Source organism: Chachezhania antarctica, assembly GCF_003646465.1.
GTDB lineage: Bacteria > Pseudomonadota > Alphaproteobacteria > Rhodobacterales > Rhodobacteraceae > Chachezhania > Chachezhania antarctica.
Genome location: NZ_QZEX01000007.1, coordinates 305,110 through 324,521, shown reverse-complemented (window position 1 = coordinate 324,521; position 19,412 = coordinate 305,110). Strand labels below are relative to the sequence as shown.

Annotated in this window: 22 protein-coding genes and 1 tRNA gene; 16 read left to right on the top strand and 7 right to left on the bottom strand. The window is 65.2% G+C overall.

The genetic code is table 11. The features are described 5' to 3' along the window. Nucleotides 1-25: 25 nt before the first annotated feature. Both D4754_RS24655 and D4754_RS15915 read right to left on the bottom strand, forming a co-directional pair. Nucleotides 26-409 (bottom strand): helix-turn-helix domain-containing protein, encoded by a 384-nt coding sequence (locus D4754_RS24655; protein ID WP_420837214.1) that lies wholly within the window; start codon nt 407-409, stop codon nt 26-28. Between the two features lie 613 nt (nt 410-1,022). Continuing rightward, a tRNA-Ser gene (locus D4754_RS15915) sits at nt 1,023-1,112 on the bottom strand. A gap of 138 nt (nt 1,113-1,250) precedes the next feature. Here D4754_RS15915 and D4754_RS15910 point away from each other — a divergent pair. The 7 genes from D4754_RS15910 to D4754_RS15880 all read left to right on the top strand — a co-directional run bounded on the left by D4754_RS15910 (nt 1,251) and on the right by D4754_RS15880 (nt 7,616). Further along, nucleotides 1,251-2,117: a DUF2059 domain-containing protein gene (locus D4754_RS15910; protein ID WP_240453907.1), complete on the top strand. Its 867-nt coding sequence runs from the start codon at nt 1,251-1,253 to the stop codon at nt 2,115-2,117. A gap of 203 nt (nt 2,118-2,320) precedes the next feature. Next, complete coding sequence (locus D4754_RS15905) at nt 2,321-2,992, top strand: 50S ribosomal protein L21 (RefSeq protein ID WP_121065312.1); 672 nt, start codon at nt 2,321-2,323, stop codon at nt 2,990-2,992. Nucleotides 2,993-3,019: 27 nt separating this feature from the next. Next, a complete protein-coding gene (gene rpmA / locus D4754_RS15900; protein ID WP_121065310.1) occupies nt 3,020-3,289 on the top strand; it encodes a 50S ribosomal protein L27 in 270 nt (89 codons plus the stop codon). A gap of 159 nt (nt 3,290-3,448) precedes the next feature. Further along, on the top strand, nt 3,449-3,985 hold the full coding sequence (locus D4754_RS15895; RefSeq protein ID WP_121065308.1) for a GNAT family N-acetyltransferase: 537 nt from the start codon (nt 3,449-3,451) through the stop codon (nt 3,983-3,985). 36 nt (nt 3,986-4,021) lie between these two features. Then, nucleotides 4,022-5,056, top strand: a complete 1,035-nt coding sequence (obgE, locus tag D4754_RS15890; protein WP_121065306.1) for a GTPase ObgE — start codon at nt 4,022-4,024, stop codon at nt 5,054-5,056. Then, the gene (proB, locus tag D4754_RS15885; RefSeq protein WP_121065304.1) at nt 5,044-6,177 is read left to right on the top strand and encodes a glutamate 5-kinase; all 1,134 of its coding nucleotides are present in this window, start codon (nt 5,044-5,046) and stop codon (nt 6,175-6,177) included. Before obgE ends, proB begins: the two co-directional genes overlap by 13 nt. 176 nt (nt 6,178-6,353) lie before the next feature. Next, nucleotides 6,354-7,616, top strand: a complete 1,263-nt coding sequence (locus D4754_RS15880; RefSeq protein ID WP_121065302.1) for a glutamate-5-semialdehyde dehydrogenase — start codon at nt 6,354-6,356, stop codon at nt 7,614-7,616. Nucleotides 7,617-7,619: 3 nt separating this feature from the next. On the opposite strand, the gene D4754_RS15875 is transcribed toward D4754_RS15880, so the two are convergent. Next, nucleotides 7,620-8,231 (bottom strand): histidine phosphotransferase family protein, encoded by a 612-nt coding sequence (locus tag D4754_RS15875; protein ID WP_121065300.1) that lies wholly within the window; start codon nt 8,229-8,231, stop codon nt 7,620-7,622. Between the two features lie 136 nt (nt 8,232-8,367). Here D4754_RS15875 and D4754_RS15870 point away from each other — a divergent pair, with 136 nt between their 5' ends. From D4754_RS15870 to tsf, 6 genes are all read left to right on the top strand, one after another. Then, nucleotides 8,368-8,550, top strand: coding sequence for a DUF3553 domain-containing protein (locus D4754_RS15870; RefSeq protein ID WP_121065298.1), 183 nt, complete (start codon nt 8,368-8,370; stop codon nt 8,548-8,550). A 106-nt stretch (nt 8,551-8,656) separates the two neighbouring features. Then, entirely contained in the window at nt 8,657-9,439 is a 783-nt protein-coding gene (gene olsB, locus D4754_RS15865; protein ID WP_121065296.1) for an L-ornithine N(alpha)-acyltransferase, read from the top strand. 7 nt (nt 9,440-9,446) lie between these two features. Continuing rightward, entirely contained in the window at nt 9,447-10,286 is an 840-nt protein-coding gene (olsA, locus tag D4754_RS15860) for a lyso-ornithine lipid O-acyltransferase (protein WP_121065294.1), read from the top strand. Between the two features lie 89 nt (nt 10,287-10,375). Continuing rightward, entirely contained in the window at nt 10,376-11,296 is a 921-nt protein-coding gene (locus D4754_RS15855; protein ID WP_121065292.1) for a DMT family transporter, read from the top strand. Nucleotides 11,297-11,563: 267 nt separating this feature from the next. Next, complete coding sequence (gene rpsB, locus D4754_RS15850) at nt 11,564-12,382, top strand: 30S ribosomal protein S2 (protein WP_121065289.1); 819 nt, start codon at nt 11,564-11,566, stop codon at nt 12,380-12,382. A 105-nt stretch (nt 12,383-12,487) separates the two neighbouring features. Beyond that, a complete protein-coding gene (gene tsf, locus D4754_RS15845) occupies nt 12,488-13,363 on the top strand; it encodes a translation elongation factor Ts (RefSeq protein ID WP_121065287.1) in 876 nt (291 codons plus the stop codon). Nucleotides 13,364-13,601: 238 nt separating this feature from the next. On the opposite strand, the gene D4754_RS15840 is transcribed toward tsf, so the two are convergent. After that, on the bottom strand, nt 13,602-13,907 hold the full coding sequence (locus tag D4754_RS15840) for an SH3 domain-containing protein (protein WP_121065285.1): 306 nt from the start codon (nt 13,905-13,907) through the stop codon (nt 13,602-13,604). Between the two features lie 158 nt (nt 13,908-14,065). On the opposite strand from D4754_RS15840, the gene D4754_RS15835 reads away from it, so the two are divergent. Beyond that, nucleotides 14,066-14,611, top strand: coding sequence for an amino acid synthesis family protein (locus D4754_RS15835; protein ID WP_121065283.1), 546 nt, complete (start codon nt 14,066-14,068; stop codon nt 14,609-14,611). Nucleotides 14,612-14,669: 58 nt separating this feature from the next. Here D4754_RS15835 and D4754_RS15830 read toward each other — a convergent pair whose 3' ends face one another. Together D4754_RS15830 and D4754_RS15825 are read right to left on the bottom strand one after the other, a co-directional pair. Then, nucleotides 14,670-15,098: an FKBP-type peptidyl-prolyl cis-trans isomerase gene (locus D4754_RS15830; RefSeq protein ID WP_121065281.1), complete on the bottom strand. Its 429-nt coding sequence runs from the start codon at nt 15,096-15,098 to the stop codon at nt 14,670-14,672. A gap of 148 nt (nt 15,099-15,246) precedes the next feature. After that, nucleotides 15,247-16,095, bottom strand: coding sequence for a cysteine hydrolase family protein (locus D4754_RS15825; protein WP_121065279.1), 849 nt, complete (start codon nt 16,093-16,095; stop codon nt 15,247-15,249). Nucleotides 16,096-16,298: 203 nt separating this feature from the next. On the opposite strand from D4754_RS15825, the gene ctaA reads away from it, so the two are divergent. Together ctaA and D4754_RS15815 are read left to right on the top strand one after the other, a co-directional pair. Continuing rightward, entirely contained in the window at nt 16,299-17,456 is a 1,158-nt protein-coding gene (gene ctaA / locus D4754_RS15820) for a heme A synthase (protein WP_121065278.1), read from the top strand. Next, a complete protein-coding gene (locus tag D4754_RS15815; protein ID WP_121065276.1) occupies nt 17,453-18,928 on the top strand; it encodes a carboxypeptidase M32 in 1,476 nt (491 codons plus the stop codon). Before ctaA ends, D4754_RS15815 begins: the two co-directional genes overlap by 4 nt. A gap of 62 nt (nt 18,929-18,990) precedes the next feature. Here the strand turns inward: D4754_RS15815 and D4754_RS15810 are convergent, their stop codons facing one another. Continuing rightward, nucleotides 18,991-19,362 carry a glycine zipper family protein gene (locus D4754_RS15810; RefSeq protein ID WP_121065274.1) on the bottom strand — a complete coding sequence of 124 codons (372 nt, stop codon included), beginning with the start codon at nt 19,360-19,362 and terminating at the stop codon, nt 18,991-18,993. Between the last annotated feature and the right edge of the window lie 50 nt (nt 19,363-19,412).

The window sequence follows — 19,412 nt, the reverse complement described above, 5'->3', positions numbered from 1 at the left end:
TGCGGCCAGCGCGCTCTGACACGCGTTAGCTATATGATGAGCACACGCGCCAGAGCGCCACCGCTATCCCGAACCTTGGCCCCTTTTTGCGCCGGTAAATGGCCCATTTTGTCGCCGAGATTGACAACCGGACCTCCCTGGGAAGCGGCGGCACACGCGAGGGCCGCGTATTGTCGCGCTTGAGGCCTGGCACTCCTTCGTCAAGATACCGCTCTTTCCAACGCCAGACCGTCGGCTTCGACATGCCCGTCTGCCGCATGATCTCAACGGTCCCCACGCCATCAGCTGTCGCGAGTACGATCCCGGCCCGCCAAACGAGCTTGCGCGGCGTGTTGCGGTTGGTGCGCAGAGCTTCAAGCTCAGTGCGGTCGGCGGGGCCAAGGTAAAGGCAGATATCCGAGCGTCTCATCTCCCACTCATGCCACGAGCGAGCGGCATTGGGAATCCTACGTCAGACGGGGAACACTAGCAGTACGACGAGACAGTGGGCAAGACGTCAAGCGCGCCCCGACCAGATCAGCGCCGTGCAACCACATGACCCTGCCTAACCACCGAGCCGCATCGGTCACTATTTCGAGGTCAACTCTCACTGGATGTTGATGAGACCGTGCAGGGTCTCATGGCTGTCGCCGAAATTCCCGATGAAGAATACAGGGAACCAATCGTAGCAGAGGTTGCGGTGCAAGACCCACCACCATGAACCGCCACCGCTACGTGCCATTCGGCCAGCGGACCCACCGGCTGAGCCTCTTGCGTGTTGCGGCTCTGTTCCCCTCGAAGACGATTGACACGATGGGCGAAGTTTTGGCGGTTTTGTAAGTCAGGTCATTGGAAAGACGCTGAAAAATCCGACCGAACCGAATTCGGCGAGGTTCGCCCGAACAGAGACGGAGCGCCGTTCAGAGCCCGGAACGGGCCTGGCGCACAGTCTCAGAGGTTCGCATGGGGGAGGCAAAGCCCGTTGAAAACACGACTATTTCCGCGCCGCTATGGGCGCTTGTCCGTGTTCACAACAGGTATAATGGCGGAGAGACAGGGATTCGAACCCTGGGATCCCGTGAAGGATCAACGGTTTTCGAGACCGCCCCGTTCGACCACTCCGGCACCTCTCCGCGGGGGTCTGGGGGGACCGTGTAGCGGCGAACGAAACGGCGTGCAAGACGGGAAAAGCGCTGTTTTGCGCAGAACGTCGCTTTCCCGTACGAAAGGGCGTTGTGTGCCGCGCGTCGTTCCTTAATCATGGACCCATGATGACCGATCCAGTACGCACCCGCTCCGTATTCCCTGCCAGACTGGCCGTTTTCATGGCCGCGCTGGCGATCGCCTGCCTTTCGGCCGCTCCGTCGCGGGCGTTCGACAGTCTTGGCCGCGACCGGATCGAACAGTTCCTCGAGATCACGGGATTCGATGTCGCGATGGAAAGCGTCGGGCAGACTGCCGGGTCGGCCCCGGCGATTCTTGGGATGGATACGGGGAGCTTCGGGTCGGAATGGACACGACTGACGGAAGAGGTCTTCGCGCCCGAGATCCTGCATGACCTGGCCGTGCAGATCCTCGAGGCCTCGCTGACCGAGGACCTGGCCGATCATGCCGAGAACTTCTATGCCACCGAGCTGGGTCAGCGGCTGGTCTTGGCCGAGAACGCGGCGCATATGAGCGACGACGAAACGGACCGCGACGAAGGTGCCGAACTGGTGGCCCAGATGGTGCGCGAAGGCTCGCCCCGGATCGGGATCCTGAAGCGGATGAACAGCGCCATTGGCTCGACCGAGACGTCACTGGCCGCGATCCGCGAGATCCAGCTGCGGTTCCTGATCGCTGCCAACGCGGCGGGCGTCATCGATCTGCCCTATGACTATGACACCCTGTCCGAGATGATGAAGGAACAGGAAGGCCCGATGCGGGTGGAACTTGAAGCCTCGGCGCTGGCCCATGCGGCGCTGACCTACCGCGATTTCTCCGACGAAGAGATCCTGATTTATACCGAGGCGCTGGAAGCGCCGCTTATGCAGGACGTCTACGAATTGCTGCTGGCGATCCAGAACGAGATCACGGCCAACCGGTTCGAAGCCCTGGCCGCCCGGATGGCCGACCTGTCGCCGGGGCAGGACATCTGAATACCTCGTGACAACCCTGTGCCCGGGCGCTTGACAGGGCAGGGGGATCGGTAGATAAGGCCGCCTCCGGCGTGGGGTGACCTGCGTGCGGAATCATCGTCATGACGCCCCATCAAAGGGCGCGCAGTCCGCGGTGGCCGGGAAACCGGCCGCAAACGCCCGTAAGGGGACCACAGGACGCGGGGATAAAGAAGGAAGACGCGATGTTCGCGGTATTCAAGACCGGCGGCAAGCAATACAAGGTTCGCGCTGGCGACATGCTTGAAGTCGAACGCCTGGCGGCAGACGCCGGCGAAAAGATCCAGTTCAACGACGTGCTGATGCTGGGCGGCGACGCGACCACGGTCGGCGCGCCCTTCATCGAAGGCGCTGCCGTTCAGGCCGAAGTGGTCGAACAGAAGCGCGGCGAAAAGGTGATCCACTATGTTCGCCGTCGCCGGAAGCATTCGTCGAAGCGCACCAAGGGCCACCGCCAGCACCTGACGCTGCTGACCGTGACCGAAATCCTGTCTTCGGGCGGGGACAAGAGCGGCGTGAAAGCGGCGATCGGCACCGGCAAGCTGGACATGCCCACCGACACCGCAATCGCCAAGGCGAAGAAAGCCAAGACCGCTCCGAAAGCGGAAAAGGCAGCGCCGAAGGCCGAAGCACCCGCCGCGGCACCCGCTGCTGGCAACGACGACCTGAAGAAGCTTTCGGGTGTCGGACCGGCGCTGGAAAAGAAGCTGCTTGACGCGGGCGTGACCAGCTTTGCGCAGATTGCGGCATGGACCGAAGACGAGATCGCTGCTATGGACGAGAAGCTTTCGTTCAAAGGGCGGATCCAGCGTGAAGGCTGGGTCGAACAGGCCAAAACCTTGGCTGGCGACAACTGAGACAGCTAAGGGCAAGGAGACTCCCAAATGGCACATAAAAAAGCAGGCGGCTCCTCGCGTAACGGACGCGATTCTGCAGGCCGCCGCCTCGGCGTGAAACTGTACGGGGGCCAGTCGGCCATTCCCGGCAACATCATCGTCCGTCAGCGTGGCAACAAGTTCTGGCCCGGCGACAATGTCGGCCAGGGCAAGGATCACACGCTGTTCGCGACGGCCGAAGGCCAGGTGACCTTCAAGAAAGGCCTCAAGGGCCGTACCTTCATTTCGGTTCTGCCAGCGGCGGAGGCCGCCGAGTAAGCCGAACCTTGACAGGTTAACACTATGTTCAGGGGGATCGGCGAAACCGCCGGTCCCCTTTCGTAATTGCGAATACGATTTTCCCCAGGGGTTGGGGAGCCAGGGCAGGGTCAGGGCCGGCATGACGCCGGGGGGATCCATTTCGGAGGAGATGCCCGAATGATACATGATCGCATCGTCAACCAGGCGGTTATCGAAACGGATCGTTTCTCGCTGCGTCCACTGCGCCGTTCGGACCAGGGGCTGATCGAGCTCTATGCCGGCGACGAGCGCGTGGCGAAGATGACGACCTCGATCCCGCATCCGCTGCCACCGGGCACGACGGAAGCGTTCATTTCGCGTGCGCTGTCGGAAGACCGGGTTGAAGACGTCTGGGCGATCGACGGCACGCAGTATCATGGCACCGAAGTGATGGGCCTGATCTCGCTTGTACGGATGGATCGCAACCAGTCGGAGATCGGCTACTGGATCGCACCGGCGTTCTGGAATACCGGTCTGGCCTCGGATGCGGTGAACGCGCTGGTGAACGCCAACCCGCTGGGCGACCGGACCTATTTCGCGTCGGTCTTTCAGGACAACCCGGCCTCGGCCCGGGTTCTGATCCACGCGGGCTTTGAATATCTTGGGGATGCCGAAACCTATTCGCTTTCCCGCGGGTCGAATGTACCCACCTGGACATATAGTCGAAAACTCTGATCCCCCCTTGTTGGGGCAAGCTTTAGGACCCGTGACATGAAATTCCTCGATCTCGCCAAGGTTCATGTCCGGTCCGGCGCGGGCGGCGGCGGTTGCGTCAGCTTCCGGCGCGAAAAGTTCATCGAATATGGCGGCCCCGATGGCGGCGATGGCGGCAAGGGCGGATCGGTCTGGGCCGAAACGGTCGAAGGGCTGAACACGCTCATCGATTTCCGCTACCAGCAGCACCATTTCGCCAAGAACGGCGCCCCGGGTCGCGGCCAGCAGAAAAGCGGCAAGGACGGGGATGACATCATCCTGCGCGTTCCCGTGGGCACCGAGATCCTTGACGAAGACGAAGAGACGGTGATCGCCGACCTGTCCGAGATCGGGCAGCGCGTGGAACTGGCGCGCGGCGGCAATGGCGGCTTCGGCAACCTGCATTTCAAATCGGCCACCAACCAGGCGCCGCGCCGGGCGAACCCCGGGCAGGCGGGCGTGGAACGTACCCTGTGGCTGCGGCTGAAGCTGATCGCCGATGCGGGTCTGCTGGGCCTGCCCAATGCCGGCAAGTCGACCTTCCTTGCCGCCACGTCAAACGCCCGGCCCAAAATCGCCGATTACCCGTTCACGACGCTCCATCCCAATCTGGGCGTGGTGGGCGTGGACAACCGCGAATTCGTGATCGCCGACATCCCCGGCCTGATCGCAGGCGCGCACGAGGGCAAGGGGATCGGCGACCGGTTCCTGGGCCACGTGGAGCGGTGCTCCGTGCTTCTGCACCTTGTCGACGGGATTTCCGACGATATCGCGGGCGATTACCAGACCATCATCGACGAGCTCGAGGCCTATGGCGGCCATCTGGCCGACAAGCCGCGGGTCACGGCCCTGAACAAGGTCGACGCGATGGACCCCGAAACGCGGGAAGAGGCGCTGGCCACCCTGCGCAAGGCGACGGGCGGCCCGGTCTTCGCCATGTCGGGTGTTTCGAAAGAGGGCGTGCAGGACGTTCTGCGCGCGCTTCAGGCCGAGATCGACGGCGGCAAGGCCGCGGAGGCGCCCGCCGAGGAGGACGCCGGATGGACGCCCTGAGCACGGAGATCGCGCGGCCCTCCCTCTCGGGGGCGACGCGGGTCGTGGTCAAGATCGGTTCGGCCCTGCTCGTGGACCGGGAGACCGGCGCCTTGCGGGCCGAATGGCTGGACACACTGGCACAGGACGTGGCGGATTTGCGCGCGGCGGGCTGTGACGTGGTTGTCGTGTCCTCGGGCTCCATCGCCCTCGGGCGTGGCGTGCTGGGCCTGCCCGCAACTGCGCTGGCGCTGGAACAAAGCCAGGCGGCGGCAGCCGTGGGCCAGATCCGACTGGCGCGCGCCTACGAGGACGCTCTGGCACGGCGCGGGATCATCGCGGCGCAGGTGTTGGTGACGCTTGAAGACAGCGCGAACCGCCGACGCTACCTGAACGCGCGGGCGACGCTGGAAATGCTTCTGGGCCTTGGCTCCGTTCCCATCGTGAACGAAAACGACACCGTCGCCACGGACGAGATCCGCTATGGCGACAATGACCGTCTGGCGGCGCAAGTGGCCGTGACCGTGGGTGCCGACCGGCTGATCCTGTTGTCGGATGTCGATGGCCTTTATACTGCCAACCCGTCAATTGACCCTTCGGCGACGCGGCTGGAGGTGGTCGATGTGATCACCCCCGAAATCGAAGGCATGGCGGGCGACGCGGGCTCGGGCCTGTCGAAGGGCGGGATGCGCACCAAGGTGATGGCGGCGCGCACGGCGACGGCCTCGGGCTGCGCGATGGCGATCTGCAAGGGGGCCGGCCTGCATCCGTTGCGCGCGCTGGCCGATGGGGCGCCGGCAACGTGGTTCACGGCGCAGCTGGATCCGCAGACCGCCCGGAAGCGCTGGATCGGGGCGATGAAGCCCAAGGGCGAGATCACGCTGGACGCAGGCGCCGTGGCGGCGCTGGCGGAAGGCAAAAGCCTGCTGCCGGTCGGTGTCACGGCGGTGACGGGTCGGTTCGGGCGCGGGGAGCCCGTGTCGATGCTGGGGCCCGATGGTGCGCGGCTGGGACAGGGCCTGACACGGTACACGGGCGAAGAGGCGCGGACGATCCGCGGGCGGCGGCTGGCCGAGATCGAGGAAAGCCTGGGCTACCCGGGCCGTTCGGTCTTGATCCACCGCGACGACATGGCACTTTGAGGGCGCGCGGGATGTCGGGCGGCCGGATCGCGCCCGAGACGGCCCGCCCGCCCACCCCGGCCGGTCGCCTCCGGCGACCGACCACCGTCTCGGGCGCGATCCTCCGGGATCCGCGTCACCGGGGTTTGTAAGGTTCGGACGGGTGCGTCCGGGAATGGCAAGAAAGGGACAAGGCAATGAAGGATCTGGAAGATATCGGCGCCCTGATGGCGGATATCGGTGCCCGCGCGAAAGCGGCCTCCAAGGTGCTTGCCTTCGCTCCAGCCGACGCGCGCCGCGCGGCCTTGCTTGCCGCAGCCGACGCGGTTCTGGCGAACGCGGACCGGATCGTCGAGGCGAATGCGCTGGACCTGACCTTCGGCCAGGAAAAGGGCCTGAGCGCCGCGATGATGGACCGGCTGCGGCTGGATGCGCCCCGGGTCGAAGCGATCGCCCAAAGCCTGCGCGCCGTGGCGGATCAGGACGATCCGGTGGGCGCCGTTCTGGCGGAATGGGACATGCCCACCGGCCTGCATATCCAGCGCGTGCGCACACCGCTGGGCGTGATCGGCGTGATCTATGAAAGCCGGCCCAACGTGACGGCCGATGCGGGCGCTTTGTGCCTGAAGGCCGGGAATGCCGTGATTCTGCGCGGCGGGTCGGAAAGTTTCCATAGTTCGACCGCGCTGCATGCCTGCCTGGTGGACGGCCTGAAGAAGGCCGGGCTGCCCGAGGACGCGATCCAGCTTGTCCCCACGCGCGACCGGGCGGCGGTGAAGGAACTGCTGACGATGACCGATCATGTCGATGTCATCGTGCCCCGTGGTGGCAAGGGCCTTGTCGGCCTTGTCCAGCGCGAGGCACGGGTGCCGGTCTTTGCCCATCTGGAAGGCATCGTGCATGTCTATATCGACAAGGACGCCGATCCGAAGAAGGCCATGGACGTGGTGATGAACGCCAAGACCCGGCGCACGGGCATCTGTGGCGCGGCCGAATGCCTGCTGGTACATCGTGACGTGGCCGAGGGGCTGGGGCGTGACCTGGTGACGGCGCTGGTAGGGGCCGGAGTCGAGATGCGCGCAGAGGGCGTGCTGGCCGTCGGCGGCACCGTGCCGGCCCGCGACGAGGACTGGGGGCAAGAGTACCTCGACATGATCATGGCCGCGAAGGTGGTCGATGATGTCGATGCCGCGATCGACCATATCGACCGCTACGGCTCCTCCCACACCGATTGCATCGTAACCGAGGATGCGGAGGCGGTGGCGCGGTTCTTCGAACGGCTGGATTCCGCGATCCTGATGCACAATGCCTCGACCCAGTTCGCCGATGGCAGTGAATTCGGAATGGGGGCCGAGATCGGGATTGCCACCGGCAAGATGCATGCGCGCGGGCCGGTGGGCGCCGAGCAGCTGACCAGCTTCAAGTACCTCGTGACGGGGAACGGGACGGTACGGGCCTGAGGCCTAGACCGTCAGGGTGATGTCCGTGTCCGTGCGGGTCACGGCGATGGTCTTGCCCTGTTCCTGTGCTGTCAGCGGCAGGAGAAGGAACTGGACCTGGGCCGGCGTGACCTCTGCCGGGCCGGGTGACGGATCGTCCGGGCGGGTGGGCAGCGCGTCCCACAGCGCGTCGTTGACGCTCAGCTTCTCGGCCGCGCCGGTGATCGTCCAGCCCTTGCCGTCGTGGCTGACGCGAACGGTGCCGCCATACGGCATCGCCGTCTCGAAACACAGGATTGCAAGGAAGGCCAGCCGCACTTCGGCCCGGGTAAGGTCGTGCGCGGGCTCCCACCGGACCTTGATGCGGGCATTGCGTCCCATGTCCTCCAGAACGGTCGTCATTTCCGAGCGTCCCAGCGCCTGGTCGGTGCTGGCGCCGAACGCGATGCGGAAGAACCGGATCCGCGCGCCGGCATTGCCGACACTGTCGGCGATCAGCATCATTTCGGGGCCCTTGACCGCGCCCGAGAGATCCAGAAGCTCGATCCCGTTCTGGATGGCGCCGATCGGGCTGATCAGATCGTGACAGATGCGCGATCCGATCAGGGATGCCAGATTGTTCGAGGGCTGACCCATTGTACTTCCCTGCAGTTTGCGGCGCTCAATGCCGTTTTCGTGTTGGCCCCGGCGCGGGCGAACCGCAGCGCGACCCCTGTTCGCGGACCGCCGTCATTGATACCAACGACAGGACCCGCACCGAAGGAGACCGCGGATGAACGATCTCAACGGCTTTCTGACCCCGGGGATGTTTGTCAGGCATCCCGACCGCCCCGAATGGGGCACGGGCCAGGTTCAGTCGAATACGGGCGCGAAGGTGACCGTGAACTTCCCCGACACCGGAAAGGTGGTCCTCGACGGCACGCGCATCGCGCTTATCCCCGTCGTTGATCCCTGAAACTGGTTACGGAAAGGTTAACACAACTTTTGAGTGGTTAGTTGCTCTTTCCGGGGCAACTGGGGTATCACGCACCACCGCAACGGACCAGGGCACCGACGAGCACATGAGCGTCAATTCTCAAGTGTCGCAGCAGGGGGACGCGATCTCGGTCAGGATCGCCGAAACCGAAGACGAGCTGCGCGCGGCCCAGGCGCTGCGCTACGATGTTTTCGTGCGCGAACTGGGGGGCGGGGGCGAGATGATCGACCATACCGCCGGGCTGGAGCGGGACCGCTGCGATCCCTATTTCGACCACCTGATCGCCACGGATACCGATACAGGGGCTGTGGTGGGGGTGTACCGCGTTCTGCCGCCCGAACGCGCGGCGGCGATGGGCGGGTACTATTCCGAAGACGAATACGACCTCTCGGTCCTGACGGGCAGCGGGCGGCGATTGCTGGAGCTTGGCCGGTCGTGCCTGCATCGCGATTATCGCGGCGGGGCGGTGATGTATCACCTCTGGGCCGCGCTGGCGGACTACGTGGCCGACCATGACATCGACATCCTGTTCGGCGTCGCCAGCTTCCACGGAACGGACGTGGAGGCGCTGGCCCAGCCGCTGTCGATGCTGCACCGAAACCACCTGGCGCCGCCGGATCTGCGTCCGCGCGTGGTGGCCGACCATTACCAGCGTATGGATCTTGTCCCGGACGGGCAGCTGGACCGGAAGGCCGCGATGCGCGAGATCCCGGCGCTGATCAAGGCGTATCTGCGGCTGGGCGGCTTCGTGGGCGACGGCGCCTTCATCGACCGCGATTTCAACACGACCGACATCTGCCTTGTGCTGGACACCGCGAAGCTGAACGAGAAGCAGAGCCGGATCTACACCGGCCCCCGCCGGACATGAGCCGGGCATGACGAAGCCCTGGGACAGTGGCGAGCCGCCGCCGGAGGTCCACGCGACTCCCCTGGGCTGGGCGCTGCTGATCCTGCGGGGCGGGGCGCTGATCCTGACCATGATCGCGGCGCTGCTGGTGAACCTTGTTCTGCGAGGCATCGAATACCCGTTCGCGGGCCAGCGGCGGCCCCTGTCGGGACAGGTCCCCCGTGTGACCAGCCGCATGGCGCTGCGCCTGATGGGCATCGGAATCACCGTGCGCGGACGCCCGATGAAGGGGGCAGGGGCCATCGTGTCGAACCACTGCTCGTGGTTGGATATCTTCACGCTGAACGCGGGCGTCCCCGTCTTCTTCGTCGCCAAGTCCGAGGTCGCGGGCTGGGCCGGGATCAACGTCATCGCCCGCGCCGCCGGCACGATCTTCATCGAACGCAAATCCAGCGAGGCCCGCCGCCAGCAGGCCCTGTTCGAAACCCGTTTCGCGGCGGGCGACCGGTTGCTGTTTTTCCCCGAAGGCACTTCCAGCGACGGGACACGGGTGCTGCCCTTCAAGACGTCGCTGTTCGCCGCCTTCTTTGCCGACGGCCTGCGCGAGAACGTGCAGGTCCAGCCCGTGACGGTCGTCTACCACGCGCCGCCGGGCCGGGACCCGCGCTATTATGGCTGGTGGGGCGACATGAGCTTCGGGACCGACCTCATCAAGTCGCTGGCCACGGTCCCGCAGGGCAGGGCCGAGCTGATCTATCACGAACCCCTGATCCCCGCGCAGTTCCCCGACCGTAAGGCACTGGCACAGACCTGCGAGGTGCAGGTGCGCAAGGGATTGCAGGACGCGCTGGGTCGGCTGCCCGTCTGAAAGCAATCTGACGGCAGTGCCCCGACGGCCGGTTATGCGCGGCGATCACTGGAATGGATCGCGCCGGTCTGTCGTGATAGCGCGATGACATGACCAGTGGTTCGATCAATCAGGAAGCCCCGGCGGCGCACCTCGTGCTGGCAGGGGCCGGTGTGATCTTTGCCTCGATCTGTTTCGGGGTGGTGCCCTATTTCAGCCGCGGGCTGAGCGATCAGGGCATCGCGCCGCAGGCCATCGCCTTCTTTCGCTACGTGATCACAGCGGTTGTCCTGCTGCCCGTGCTGTTCGGCAACTTGGCCGCCTGGAGAGAGCTTCTGTGGGGCATGGCCGCGGGTGCCGCGATGGGGCTGGGCTGGAGCGGCTATGCCGCGGCGCTGAAGGTGGCCCCGGCGTCGACGGTCGGCGTGCTGTACATGACCTACCCGGTCTTCACGGTGCTGATCTCGTGGCTGATCTTCAAGGACCGGATCACGCGACGGGCGCTGATCGCGGCGGGCATGATCCTGCTGGCGGCCCTGATCGCGGGGAACCCGCAGGTGGTGCCGGCCGAACAATTGCCGGCGCTTGTAATCTCGCTGGCCGCACCGGCGGGCTTCGGCTTCGGGATCTGCGTGCTGGTCTACCGCCTGAACCGCATCCCGCCCTTGGCGCGGATCGCCTGCGTCACGCTGGGATCGGTCATGGCGCTGGCGCCGTCGATGCTGGCGTCGGACGCGTCCGAGGTCATGCCGCAGAGCGCCCATGTCTGGCTGCTGGTCACCGGGCTGGCGCTGGGAACGGCGCTCGTGCCGCAGCTTGTCTACACGATCTGTTCGCCGATTGTCGGTGCCTCGCGCACGGCGGTTTTCGGCAGCGTCGAACTGCCCACGATGCTTGCCGTCAGTGTCATCACCCTTGGGGAAACCCTGACGATCCACCAGATCCTTGGCTGCCTGCTGATCGTGGCGGCGATCGTGCTCACGCAAAGCCGCAGGACGCGGAACGTCACGACGACCATGACGAAGTCGTAAGGGGGCGGTGCGTGCAGAGCACGCACCCTACGGGTGGTTTCGGATGCCGGTCGGGAGGCTGCCGGGCGCCGCGCTTGCCCATGGGCTTGATCTCGGGCGCACAAATCCCCACATCGCGTCTTGCACATTCTCGCGCCATACCGTATGGCCCGCGCATTCAATCCCGCAGGCGGGGTTGGGCCGGTCGGGGGATACATCCCCGACAGGTCCGCCGGTGGAGCGTAACGCTCTATTCCCCGCCGAGGCTAACCGGAAAGGAAACCAAGCATGGCTCTGCCAGAGTTCACCATGCGTCAGCTGCTTGAAGCTGGCGTTCACTTCGGTCACCAGACACAGCGCTGGAACCCGCGCATGGCGCCGTTCATCTACGGCCAGCGCAACGGCATTCACATCGTCGACCTGACGCAGACCGTCCCGATGCTGGACCAGGCGCTGCAAGTCGTCCGTGACACCGTGGCCAAGGGCGGCCGCGTGCTGTTCGTCGGCACCAAGCGCCAGGCGGCGTCTCCCGTGGCGGAAGCGGCCGAGAAGTCGGCCCAGTACTACATGAACCACCGCTGGCTGGGCGGCACGCTGACGAACTGGAAGACGGTCTCGCAATCGATCGACCGTCTGCGCCAGATCGACGAGGCTGTCGAACAGGGCGCCGATGGCCTGACCAAGAAGGAACGGCTGAACATGGAGCGCACGCAGGACAAGCTGCAGGCGTCCCTGGGCGGCATTCGCGACATGGGCGGCACGCCCGACCTCCTGTTCGTCATCGACGTCAAGAAAGAAGCGCTGGCGATTGCCGAAGCCAACAAGCTGGGTATCCCGGTCGTGGCCGTGGTCGATACCAACTGCTCGCCCGATGGCGTGGATTACATCATCCCGGGCAACGACGATGCCGCACGGGCCATCGCACTCTATTGCGACCTGGTCAGCCGCGCAGCGCTTGACGGCATGACCGACCAGCTGGGCGCCGCCGGCGTCGACCTGGGCGAGATGGAAGAGACGATGGTCGAAGAACTGCCGGCGGAAGAGCCCGCAGCCGAAGCGCCCGCCACCGAGGCCGCACCGGCCGAGGAAACGAAGGCCGAGGCCTGATCTTTTCAGCCCGGCCGGGCCAAAGTCCGGTCGGGTTGTCACGCAATTGACATGCGGGGCGGGTTAGTCCTGCCCCCGAAATTTTACGTTTCTAGGAGACCTGAGATGGCGATTACGGCTGCTATGGTGAAGGAACTGCGCGACAGTACCGGCGCAGGCATGATGGACGCCAAGAAGGCGCTGACCGAAACCGACGGCGACATGGACGCCGCGGTGGACTGGCTGCGCACGAAGGGTCTGGCGAAGGCCGCCAAAAAATCCGGCCGCACCGCGGCGGAAGGCCTTGTCGTCGTTGCCGTCGATGGCGGCAAGGGCGTCGCGGTCGAGGTGAACTCGGAAACCGACTTCGTCGGCAAGAACGCCGAGTTCCAGGAAATGGTTTCCTCCATCGGTCAGGCCGCTCTGGGCGTTAACGATATCGACGCGCTGAAAGAAGCCGAGATCGACGGCAAGAAAGTGGCCGACGTGGTCACCGACAAGATCGCCAAGATCGGCGAAAACATGTCGCTGCGCCGCATGGCTGTCGTCGAAGGCGAAACGGTCGTGACCTATGTCCACAACGCGGCCGCGCCGTCGATGGGCAAGATCGGCGTGCTGGTTGCGCTGAAAGGCGGCGACGAAACCTTCGGCCGTCAGGTCGCGATGCACATCGCGGCAGTGAACCCGGCCGCCCTGAACGAGGATTCGCTGGACCCGGCGGTTGTCGAGAAGGAAAAGCAGGTCCAGATGGACATTGCCCGCGAAAGCGGAAAGCCCGAGCAGGTGATCGAGAAGATGATCGTCGGCCGCATGAAGAAGTACATGGCCGAGGTGACGCTGCTGAACCAGCAGTTCGTCGTCAACCCGGACCTGACCGTCGGCGACGCGGCCAAGGAAGCCGGCGTGGAAATCACCGGCTTCGTGCGTCTTGAAGTCGGCGAAGGCATCGAGAAGGAAGCCGAAGACTTTGCCGCCGAAGTGGCCAAGGCCGCCCAGGGCTGAGCCTCCGCTCCAAGGTTTTGCATTTCGAAAGGCCCCGCAGCGATTGCGGGGCCTTTTCGCGTTCCGGCGCAGTGGGCAGGGGGCTCTGCCCCCATCGCCCCGCGGGCTCCCCCCGAGGTATTTTGAAGCGGTGTACAGCGCCCGGCCTTCTTCGGTCCCGAGATACCTCGGGGGAGGCCGCCCGTAGCGCGGGCGGGGGTTGGGCCCCCGACACAGGTCGCGCCAGGACTGCCGTGAACTAAGGAAGCTTCCGAAGGTAGGTCCAGGACACGTAGCCTTTCAGGCTGCGGGCGCGGTCCATCGAGACGCGGCACCAACGCGTGCTGCCGGTCTGTTCGCATTCGTGAACCCGCAGGACGGTGCCGTTGGGAAGCCCCACGATCACCACATAGCCGGTGCCGGGGCCGGCGCGCATCTTCAGCATGTCCTCGCCTTCGACGCCGGTGACCTCGAACTTTCCCAGTGACGCGGCGGTCGCGGTTTCGGCGCCCATCGCGACCGAAAGCACGCCTGCTGCGAACGCGGCAATCATGGCTCTGCGCATCGCTTTCTCCTGTTATCTGCCTCGGGCCAAGTCTACTGCGCCGCGGCCGCGAAAGGAACCGTCGCGCTGCGACCTTCCGCGCGATAGCCCGGGTTGCCAGCCGGGGCCCACTTCCGCAGGATCCGAGCAGAACAGGAACGGGCTGAAGGGCGGAGAGGATGCAATTGCGCAAGAAGATCTTGCTGCGCGAGGTCGTGACATCGGATGAGAACGGGACGCCGTGCACACCGCTGACGCGGGTCGCGGCGCTGGCGGTGATCCGGAACCCCTATGCGGGCACCGACCTGGACGAGATGGGCGAGCTGTACGATTTCGGTGCCGCGCTTGGCGAATACCTGTCGGCCGAAATTCACGAGGTGCTGGACAATCCGCCCGTCACCTACGGCAAGGCTGCCATTGTCGGCACCGGCGGGGCGGCAGAACATGCTGCGGCCGTGCTGCATCCGCGGATGGGCAAGCCGGTGCGCGCGGAAATCGGCGGAGGACGGTCCCTGATGCCATCGACGGCCAAGGTGGCGGGACCGGGCACGACGATCGACCTGCCGCTGGGCCACAAGGACGAGGCATGGTTCTTCGATTACATCGATACGATGACTGTGGGTATTCCGGACGCGCCGCTAGCGGACGAGATCGTGGTCTGCCTTGGCATGTCGGATGGCACGCGCATCCGCGCGCGGGTGGGGAACGGTCCGCCCGAGGACTAGGCGGCGGTGGTCACCGGCACGATTGGCGCGCCGGTGACAGGCTTAACGTTCGGAAACGTTACGCGATTTCGAGCAGTTCGACGTCGAAGGTCAGCGCCTTGCCCGCCAGCGGGTGGTTGGCGTCGAGGATGACCTCTTTTTCCGTCACTTCCGCGACCACGACGTTCAGCGACTGGCCGTCCTGCGTCTGGACCTGCAGCTGGGTGCCGGGATCGGTCGGGATGTGATCGGGGATGTTCTCGCGGTCGACGGCCTGCAGCCGCTCGGGCTCGTGTTCGCCGTAGGCGTCGGAGGGTTCAACGCGCACGGTGCGCTTTTCGCCGACTTCCATGCCTGTCACGCCGGCTTCGAGCCCGGGGATGATCTGGCCGGAGCCCAATTCGAAGGACAGCGGATCGCGGCCTTCGGAGCTGTCGAAGACCGTGCCGTCATCCAGTTTGCCTTCGTAGCGAAGATGCAGGGTATCGCCCGGCTTTGCCTGGGTCATGTCGAATATCCTTTCAAGTGCGTGTGAATTTGCCGAGGCCGCGCAGCGCGCAGGTTGCTCAATGCTCAGACGCAGAATTGGCAATTCGAAAGGGAAATGTAAACCTTTGGCCGGGAATTCGCTGGGAATCCCGCCATTTTCTGAGGTTTCAGCCGTCTTTCCGACCATCGGGAAAGCGCGTGCCCTTCACGGCGCCGCGTTCTCCGACGACGAAATCAGTGGTCATGTAGTCTACCAGAACGTCGGTCGACAGCACGTTGGCCACGGTGCTGTTGGCCACCTTCAGCGCGATCGCCTGGTTGGCCGTCGCGGTGTCGACGGCATCGCCCACGATCACGACGTCATAGCCGCGCGAGTTCCCGGCATAGGCGGTGCTGAGCACGCATTCGTCGGTCCAGAGCCCGGTGATGACGATGGTGTCGATGTCATGCGCCTTCAGTTTCTCGTCGAGATAGGACGTGCCATCGGAATCGAAGGTCCAGAACATGTCGAGATGCTTGCCGTGGTAGAACCAGCCATCGGCGACCTCCTCGGGCGTCGGGGCGATTTCCTTCAGCGGCTGGACGCCCTCCGACCCCGTGAAGACATAGACCGCGTTTTCCGGGTTGTCAGGGTTCAGACCGCGCGGCCCGTACCAGCGGTCCATTGCGTTCGAGATCCCGTCATCGAAATGCCGGGTCCATGCGCTCCATGCGATGCAGATGCCATGGCCCGACTTCGCGGCGCGGAAGGTTTCCAGGATCCGGACAAGGTTCGGCAGGATACCCCCCGCGTAGGGCCGGTATTCCTCCTGGCAGTCGTCCATCAACAGCGCGATGCGGCGGGGGCGGTCCTTCAGCTCCCACGCGGCGCGGAAGGCGACCGGTGTTTCGTTGGGGCCGTCGGGCGTGCTGCTGTAGTTGGGCATCGGCTCCACCGCCAGCCTACGGTCGCGATGCGGGCTGGGGCTTTCCAGGGCGTCCTTCAGGGTCGGTATGTCGGCGTCTTCAGGCTTCATGACCAATTGTCCTTTCGTGAAGATCGAGGCGAACCGTAATTTGTTCCGGCGCCTCGCGGGCCGGGCGGGTGTGTTCAAGAACCAACGAGCAGGGCGGCCTGCGGTTCCATGTGGCGTTCGGCCTCTTGGCGGGGGCGTCCGGGGCTTTATCTTCCTGCGAAACCGTGGCACCTCCCTTTCGTCGAACCCATGCGAGGCATCTCATGAGCTCCAAGCGCAGCATCTTCGAAGAGGTGGGCGAGGGCGAAACGGCCCGACCCACGGCCCAGACAGGATTGATCGACCGCGGGCGCAGCCCTGGCGGGCGCAGGGCGATCCGTGTGTGGCTGGCGGTGCTGTTCCTGATGGTCGTGGCCATGATCGCCGTGGGCGGTGCCACGCGGCTGACCGACAGCGGGCTGTCGATCACCGAATGGAAACCCATCACCGGCGCGCTGCCGCCCTTGTCGGAAGCCGACTGGCAGGCGGAGTTCGAGCGCTACAAGGCCATCGACCAGTTCCAGATCACCAACAACTGGATGGAGCTGGATGATTTCAAATCCATCTACTGGTGGGAATGGGGCCACAGGCAGCTGGGCCGGATGGTGGGGCTTGTCTGGGCCGTGGGGTTCCTGGCGTTCCTGGCGTTGCGCAAGATCCCGGCAGGCTGGACGGGGCGGCTGGCGTTGCCGGGTATCCTCGGCGGCGTGCAGGGGGCCATCGGCTGGTGGATGGTGTCATCGGGCGTGACGCAGGGCGAAGGCATGGTCAGCGTGGCCAGCTACCGGCTGGCGACGCATCTGGGGCTCGCCTTCGTGATCCTTGGGATCCTTGCGTGGGACTGGATGTTGCTGACCCGGGACGACCGCGCGCTGATGCAGTCCCGCCGCCTGCGTGAACCGTCGCTGAGCGGCTGGACCACCGCGCTGGTGATCGTGGCCTTCGTTCAGATCCTGCTGGGCGCGCTGGTGGCCGGAATCGACGCCGGGCGCAGCTTTACCGACTGGCCGCTGATGGGCGGCAGCCTGTTCCCCGAAGGCGCGTTCGAAATCACGCCCGTCTGGCGCAACCTGTTCGAGAACGCGGGCCTTGTGCAATTCATCCACCGTGTCGTGGCCTACCTGCTGCTGCTGTTGACGGTGCTGGCCTTCGCCTCGTCCCGGCGCAGCGCGCATCCGCGCACGCGGCATGTCTTCGCGACGGTGCTTGTGCTTGTGCTGTTGCAGGCGCTTCTGGGCATCATGACGCTGCTTTACATCGTGCCGCTGCACCTGGCGCTGACGCACCAGCTGGGCGCGGTGATCGTCTTCACTGCCATCCTTCGGGCGCGCGTGCAGGCGCGCTATCCCGTCACCGCCTCAATCAGGGGAACGCCCGCATGACCGCCTACAACGATCTGATGACCTACCAGCGCGATACCGAGGCGCTGAAGCAAGTCGCGATGCGGCTGGGCTGGGATCAGGAAACGGTGATGCCGCGCGGTGCCGCGGCCCAACGCAGTGCGGAAATGGCGGCGATGGAATCCGTTCTGCACGCCCGCCAGTCCGATCCGCGCGTGGCCGACTGGCTGGAAAACGCGCTGGCCCCCGATCCTGCGGGCGAGGCGCAGCTGCGCGACATCCGCCGCAATTATGACCGCGCGACCAAGGTGCCGGCCGATCTGGCCACCGCCATCGCACGGCAAACGTCGCTCGCGCAGGGCATCTGGGCCAAGGCCCGGTCGGAAAACGACCCCACGGATTTCCACCCCGTCCTGGCCGAAATCATCCGCCTGCGGCAGGAAGAAGGCGCGGCGCTGGCCGACGGGACCGACATGTCGGTCTATGACGCGCTGCTGTCCGACTACGAACCCGGCACCTCTGCCGCGGAGATCGGGACGATCTTCGATGCGATGCGCGTGCGGCTGGTGGCGCTGCGTTCGGCGATTCTTGAAAAGCCGGAACCGCCCGCGCTGTCGGGCGACTTCGATCTCGACCAGCAGATGGTGTTTTCGAACAAGGTGGCCGAGGTCTTCGGTTACGATTTCACCCGCGGGCGGATCGACCGGGCGGTGCATCCGTTCAGCTCGGGCAGCGGCAGCGACGTGCGGATCACGACGCGGACGCAGGCGGCCGATCCGCTGGAATCCGTCTTCTCTACCATCCACGAGACGGGGCATGCCACCTACGAGATGTCCGTCGATCCCGCCTTCGCGCTGACGGTGCTGGGGCGGGGCGTGTCGATGGGTGTGCACGAAAGCCAAAGCCGGATCTACGAGAACCAGCTGGGCCGCAGCCGCGCTTTCTCCGGCTGGCTGTTCGACCGGATGACATCGACCTTCGGTGACATCGGCGTCAGCGATGCCGATGGCTTCTTCGCGGCCGCGAACCGCGTCGCCTCGGGCTATATCCGAACCGCCGCCGACGAGGTGCAGTACAACCTGCACATCATGCTGCGCTTCGATCTGGAACGCGCGCTGATCGCCGGCGATCTGAAGCCTGCGGATCTGGAAGGCGCGTGGAACGATCGTTTCCTTGCCGATTTCGGCTTTGCCGTCGACAAGCCGTCGAACGGGTTCCTGCAGGATGTCCACTGGTCAGTGGGCCTGTTCGGCTACTTCCCGACCTATGCGCTGGGGAACGTCTATGCCGGCTGCCTGCACGAGGCCCTGCGCAAGGCTGTCCCGACGCTGGACAATGACCTTGCCCGTGGCGACACGATGGCCGCGCGCAGCTGGCTGAAGGAACACGTCCAGCGCCATGGCAGCCTGTACGAGCCCCGCGACCTGATCGAACGTGCCACGGGCGCTGCGCCCAGCGAAGGGCCGTTGCTGGATTACCTGGAAGGAAAATTCGGGGCGCTCTACGGGCTGTAGGCCGGAGCGGGGGTGACAACGGCCGCCAGGCGGCCGTTGTCGGTATCTTTCAATCGAAGTACTTAGCCCAGGACGTTGTAGCCGCGGCCGCGCATGCAGTTGCGGATGATGACTTCGCGCTGCTGGCTGCTGTCGAGCGCGGTGGCCGCGATCCCGGCCAGCGCGCCAACGGCGGCGGCGTCGCGGACATTGTTGCCGGTGTTGTTGAAGATCGCCGTACCGGCCGCGGCGACGCCTGCGCCGGTGGCCACGTTGCGGGCGCCGCCCGACGTGATGTTCTGCGAGCTTGCCAGCGCCTGGCACTGGCTCAGGTCGGCGGCGTAGTTCGGGCCCACCGGGCCGTCGACGATGGGCGTGTAGCCGGCGCCGCTGTTGTCGCAAGCGGCGGCAAGAAGAATTGCCGGTACGACGGCGAGTTTTGCGAAACGAAGCATGTGGAACCCTTTTTTCATTTCTACCAGGCGGATTTTCCGCCGGATCTGGT

Coding starts and splice junctions, on each gene's coding strand:
- D4754_RS24655 (WP_420837214.1), bottom strand. CDS start 409: ATGAGACGCTCGGATATCTGCCTTTACCTTGGCCCCGCCGACCGCACT.
- D4754_RS15910 (WP_240453907.1), top strand. CDS start 1,251: ATGACCGATCCAGTACGCACCCGCTCCGTATTCCCTGCCAGACTGGCC.
- D4754_RS15905 (WP_121065312.1), top strand. CDS start 2,321: ATGTTCGCGGTATTCAAGACCGGCGGCAAGCAATACAAGGTTCGCGCT.
- rpmA (WP_121065310.1), top strand. CDS start 3,020: ATGGCACATAAAAAAGCAGGCGGCTCCTCGCGTAACGGACGCGATTCT.
- D4754_RS15895 (WP_121065308.1), top strand. CDS start 3,449: ATGATACATGATCGCATCGTCAACCAGGCGGTTATCGAAACGGATCGT.
- obgE (WP_121065306.1), top strand. CDS start 4,022: ATGAAATTCCTCGATCTCGCCAAGGTTCATGTCCGGTCCGGCGCGGGC.
- proB (WP_121065304.1), top strand. CDS start 5,044: ATGGACGCCCTGAGCACGGAGATCGCGCGGCCCTCCCTCTCGGGGGCG.
- D4754_RS15880 (WP_121065302.1), top strand. CDS start 6,354: ATGAAGGATCTGGAAGATATCGGCGCCCTGATGGCGGATATCGGTGCC.
- D4754_RS15875 (WP_121065300.1), bottom strand. CDS start 8,231: ATGGGTCAGCCCTCGAACAATCTGGCATCCCTGATCGGATCGCGCATC.
- D4754_RS15870 (WP_121065298.1), top strand. CDS start 8,368: ATGAACGATCTCAACGGCTTTCTGACCCCGGGGATGTTTGTCAGGCAT.
- olsB (WP_121065296.1), top strand. CDS start 8,657: ATGAGCGTCAATTCTCAAGTGTCGCAGCAGGGGGACGCGATCTCGGTC.
- olsA (WP_121065294.1), top strand. CDS start 9,447: ATGACGAAGCCCTGGGACAGTGGCGAGCCGCCGCCGGAGGTCCACGCG.
- D4754_RS15855 (WP_121065292.1), top strand. CDS start 10,376: ATGACCAGTGGTTCGATCAATCAGGAAGCCCCGGCGGCGCACCTCGTG.
- rpsB (WP_121065289.1), top strand. CDS start 11,564: ATGGCTCTGCCAGAGTTCACCATGCGTCAGCTGCTTGAAGCTGGCGTT.
- tsf (WP_121065287.1), top strand. CDS start 12,488: ATGGCGATTACGGCTGCTATGGTGAAGGAACTGCGCGACAGTACCGGC.
- D4754_RS15840 (WP_121065285.1), bottom strand. CDS start 13,907: ATGCGCAGAGCCATGATTGCCGCGTTCGCAGCAGGCGTGCTTTCGGTC.
- D4754_RS15835 (WP_121065283.1), top strand. CDS start 14,066: ATGCAATTGCGCAAGAAGATCTTGCTGCGCGAGGTCGTGACATCGGAT.
- D4754_RS15830 (WP_121065281.1), bottom strand. CDS start 15,098: ATGACCCAGGCAAAGCCGGGCGATACCCTGCATCTTCGCTACGAAGGC.
- D4754_RS15825 (WP_121065279.1), bottom strand. CDS start 16,095: ATGAAGCCTGAAGACGCCGACATACCGACCCTGAAGGACGCCCTGGAA.
- ctaA (WP_121065278.1), top strand. CDS start 16,299: ATGAGCTCCAAGCGCAGCATCTTCGAAGAGGTGGGCGAGGGCGAAACG.
- D4754_RS15815 (WP_121065276.1), top strand. CDS start 17,453: ATGACCGCCTACAACGATCTGATGACCTACCAGCGCGATACCGAGGCG.
- D4754_RS15810 (WP_121065274.1), bottom strand. CDS start 19,362: ATGCTTCGTTTCGCAAAACTCGCCGTCGTACCGGCAATTCTTCTTGCC.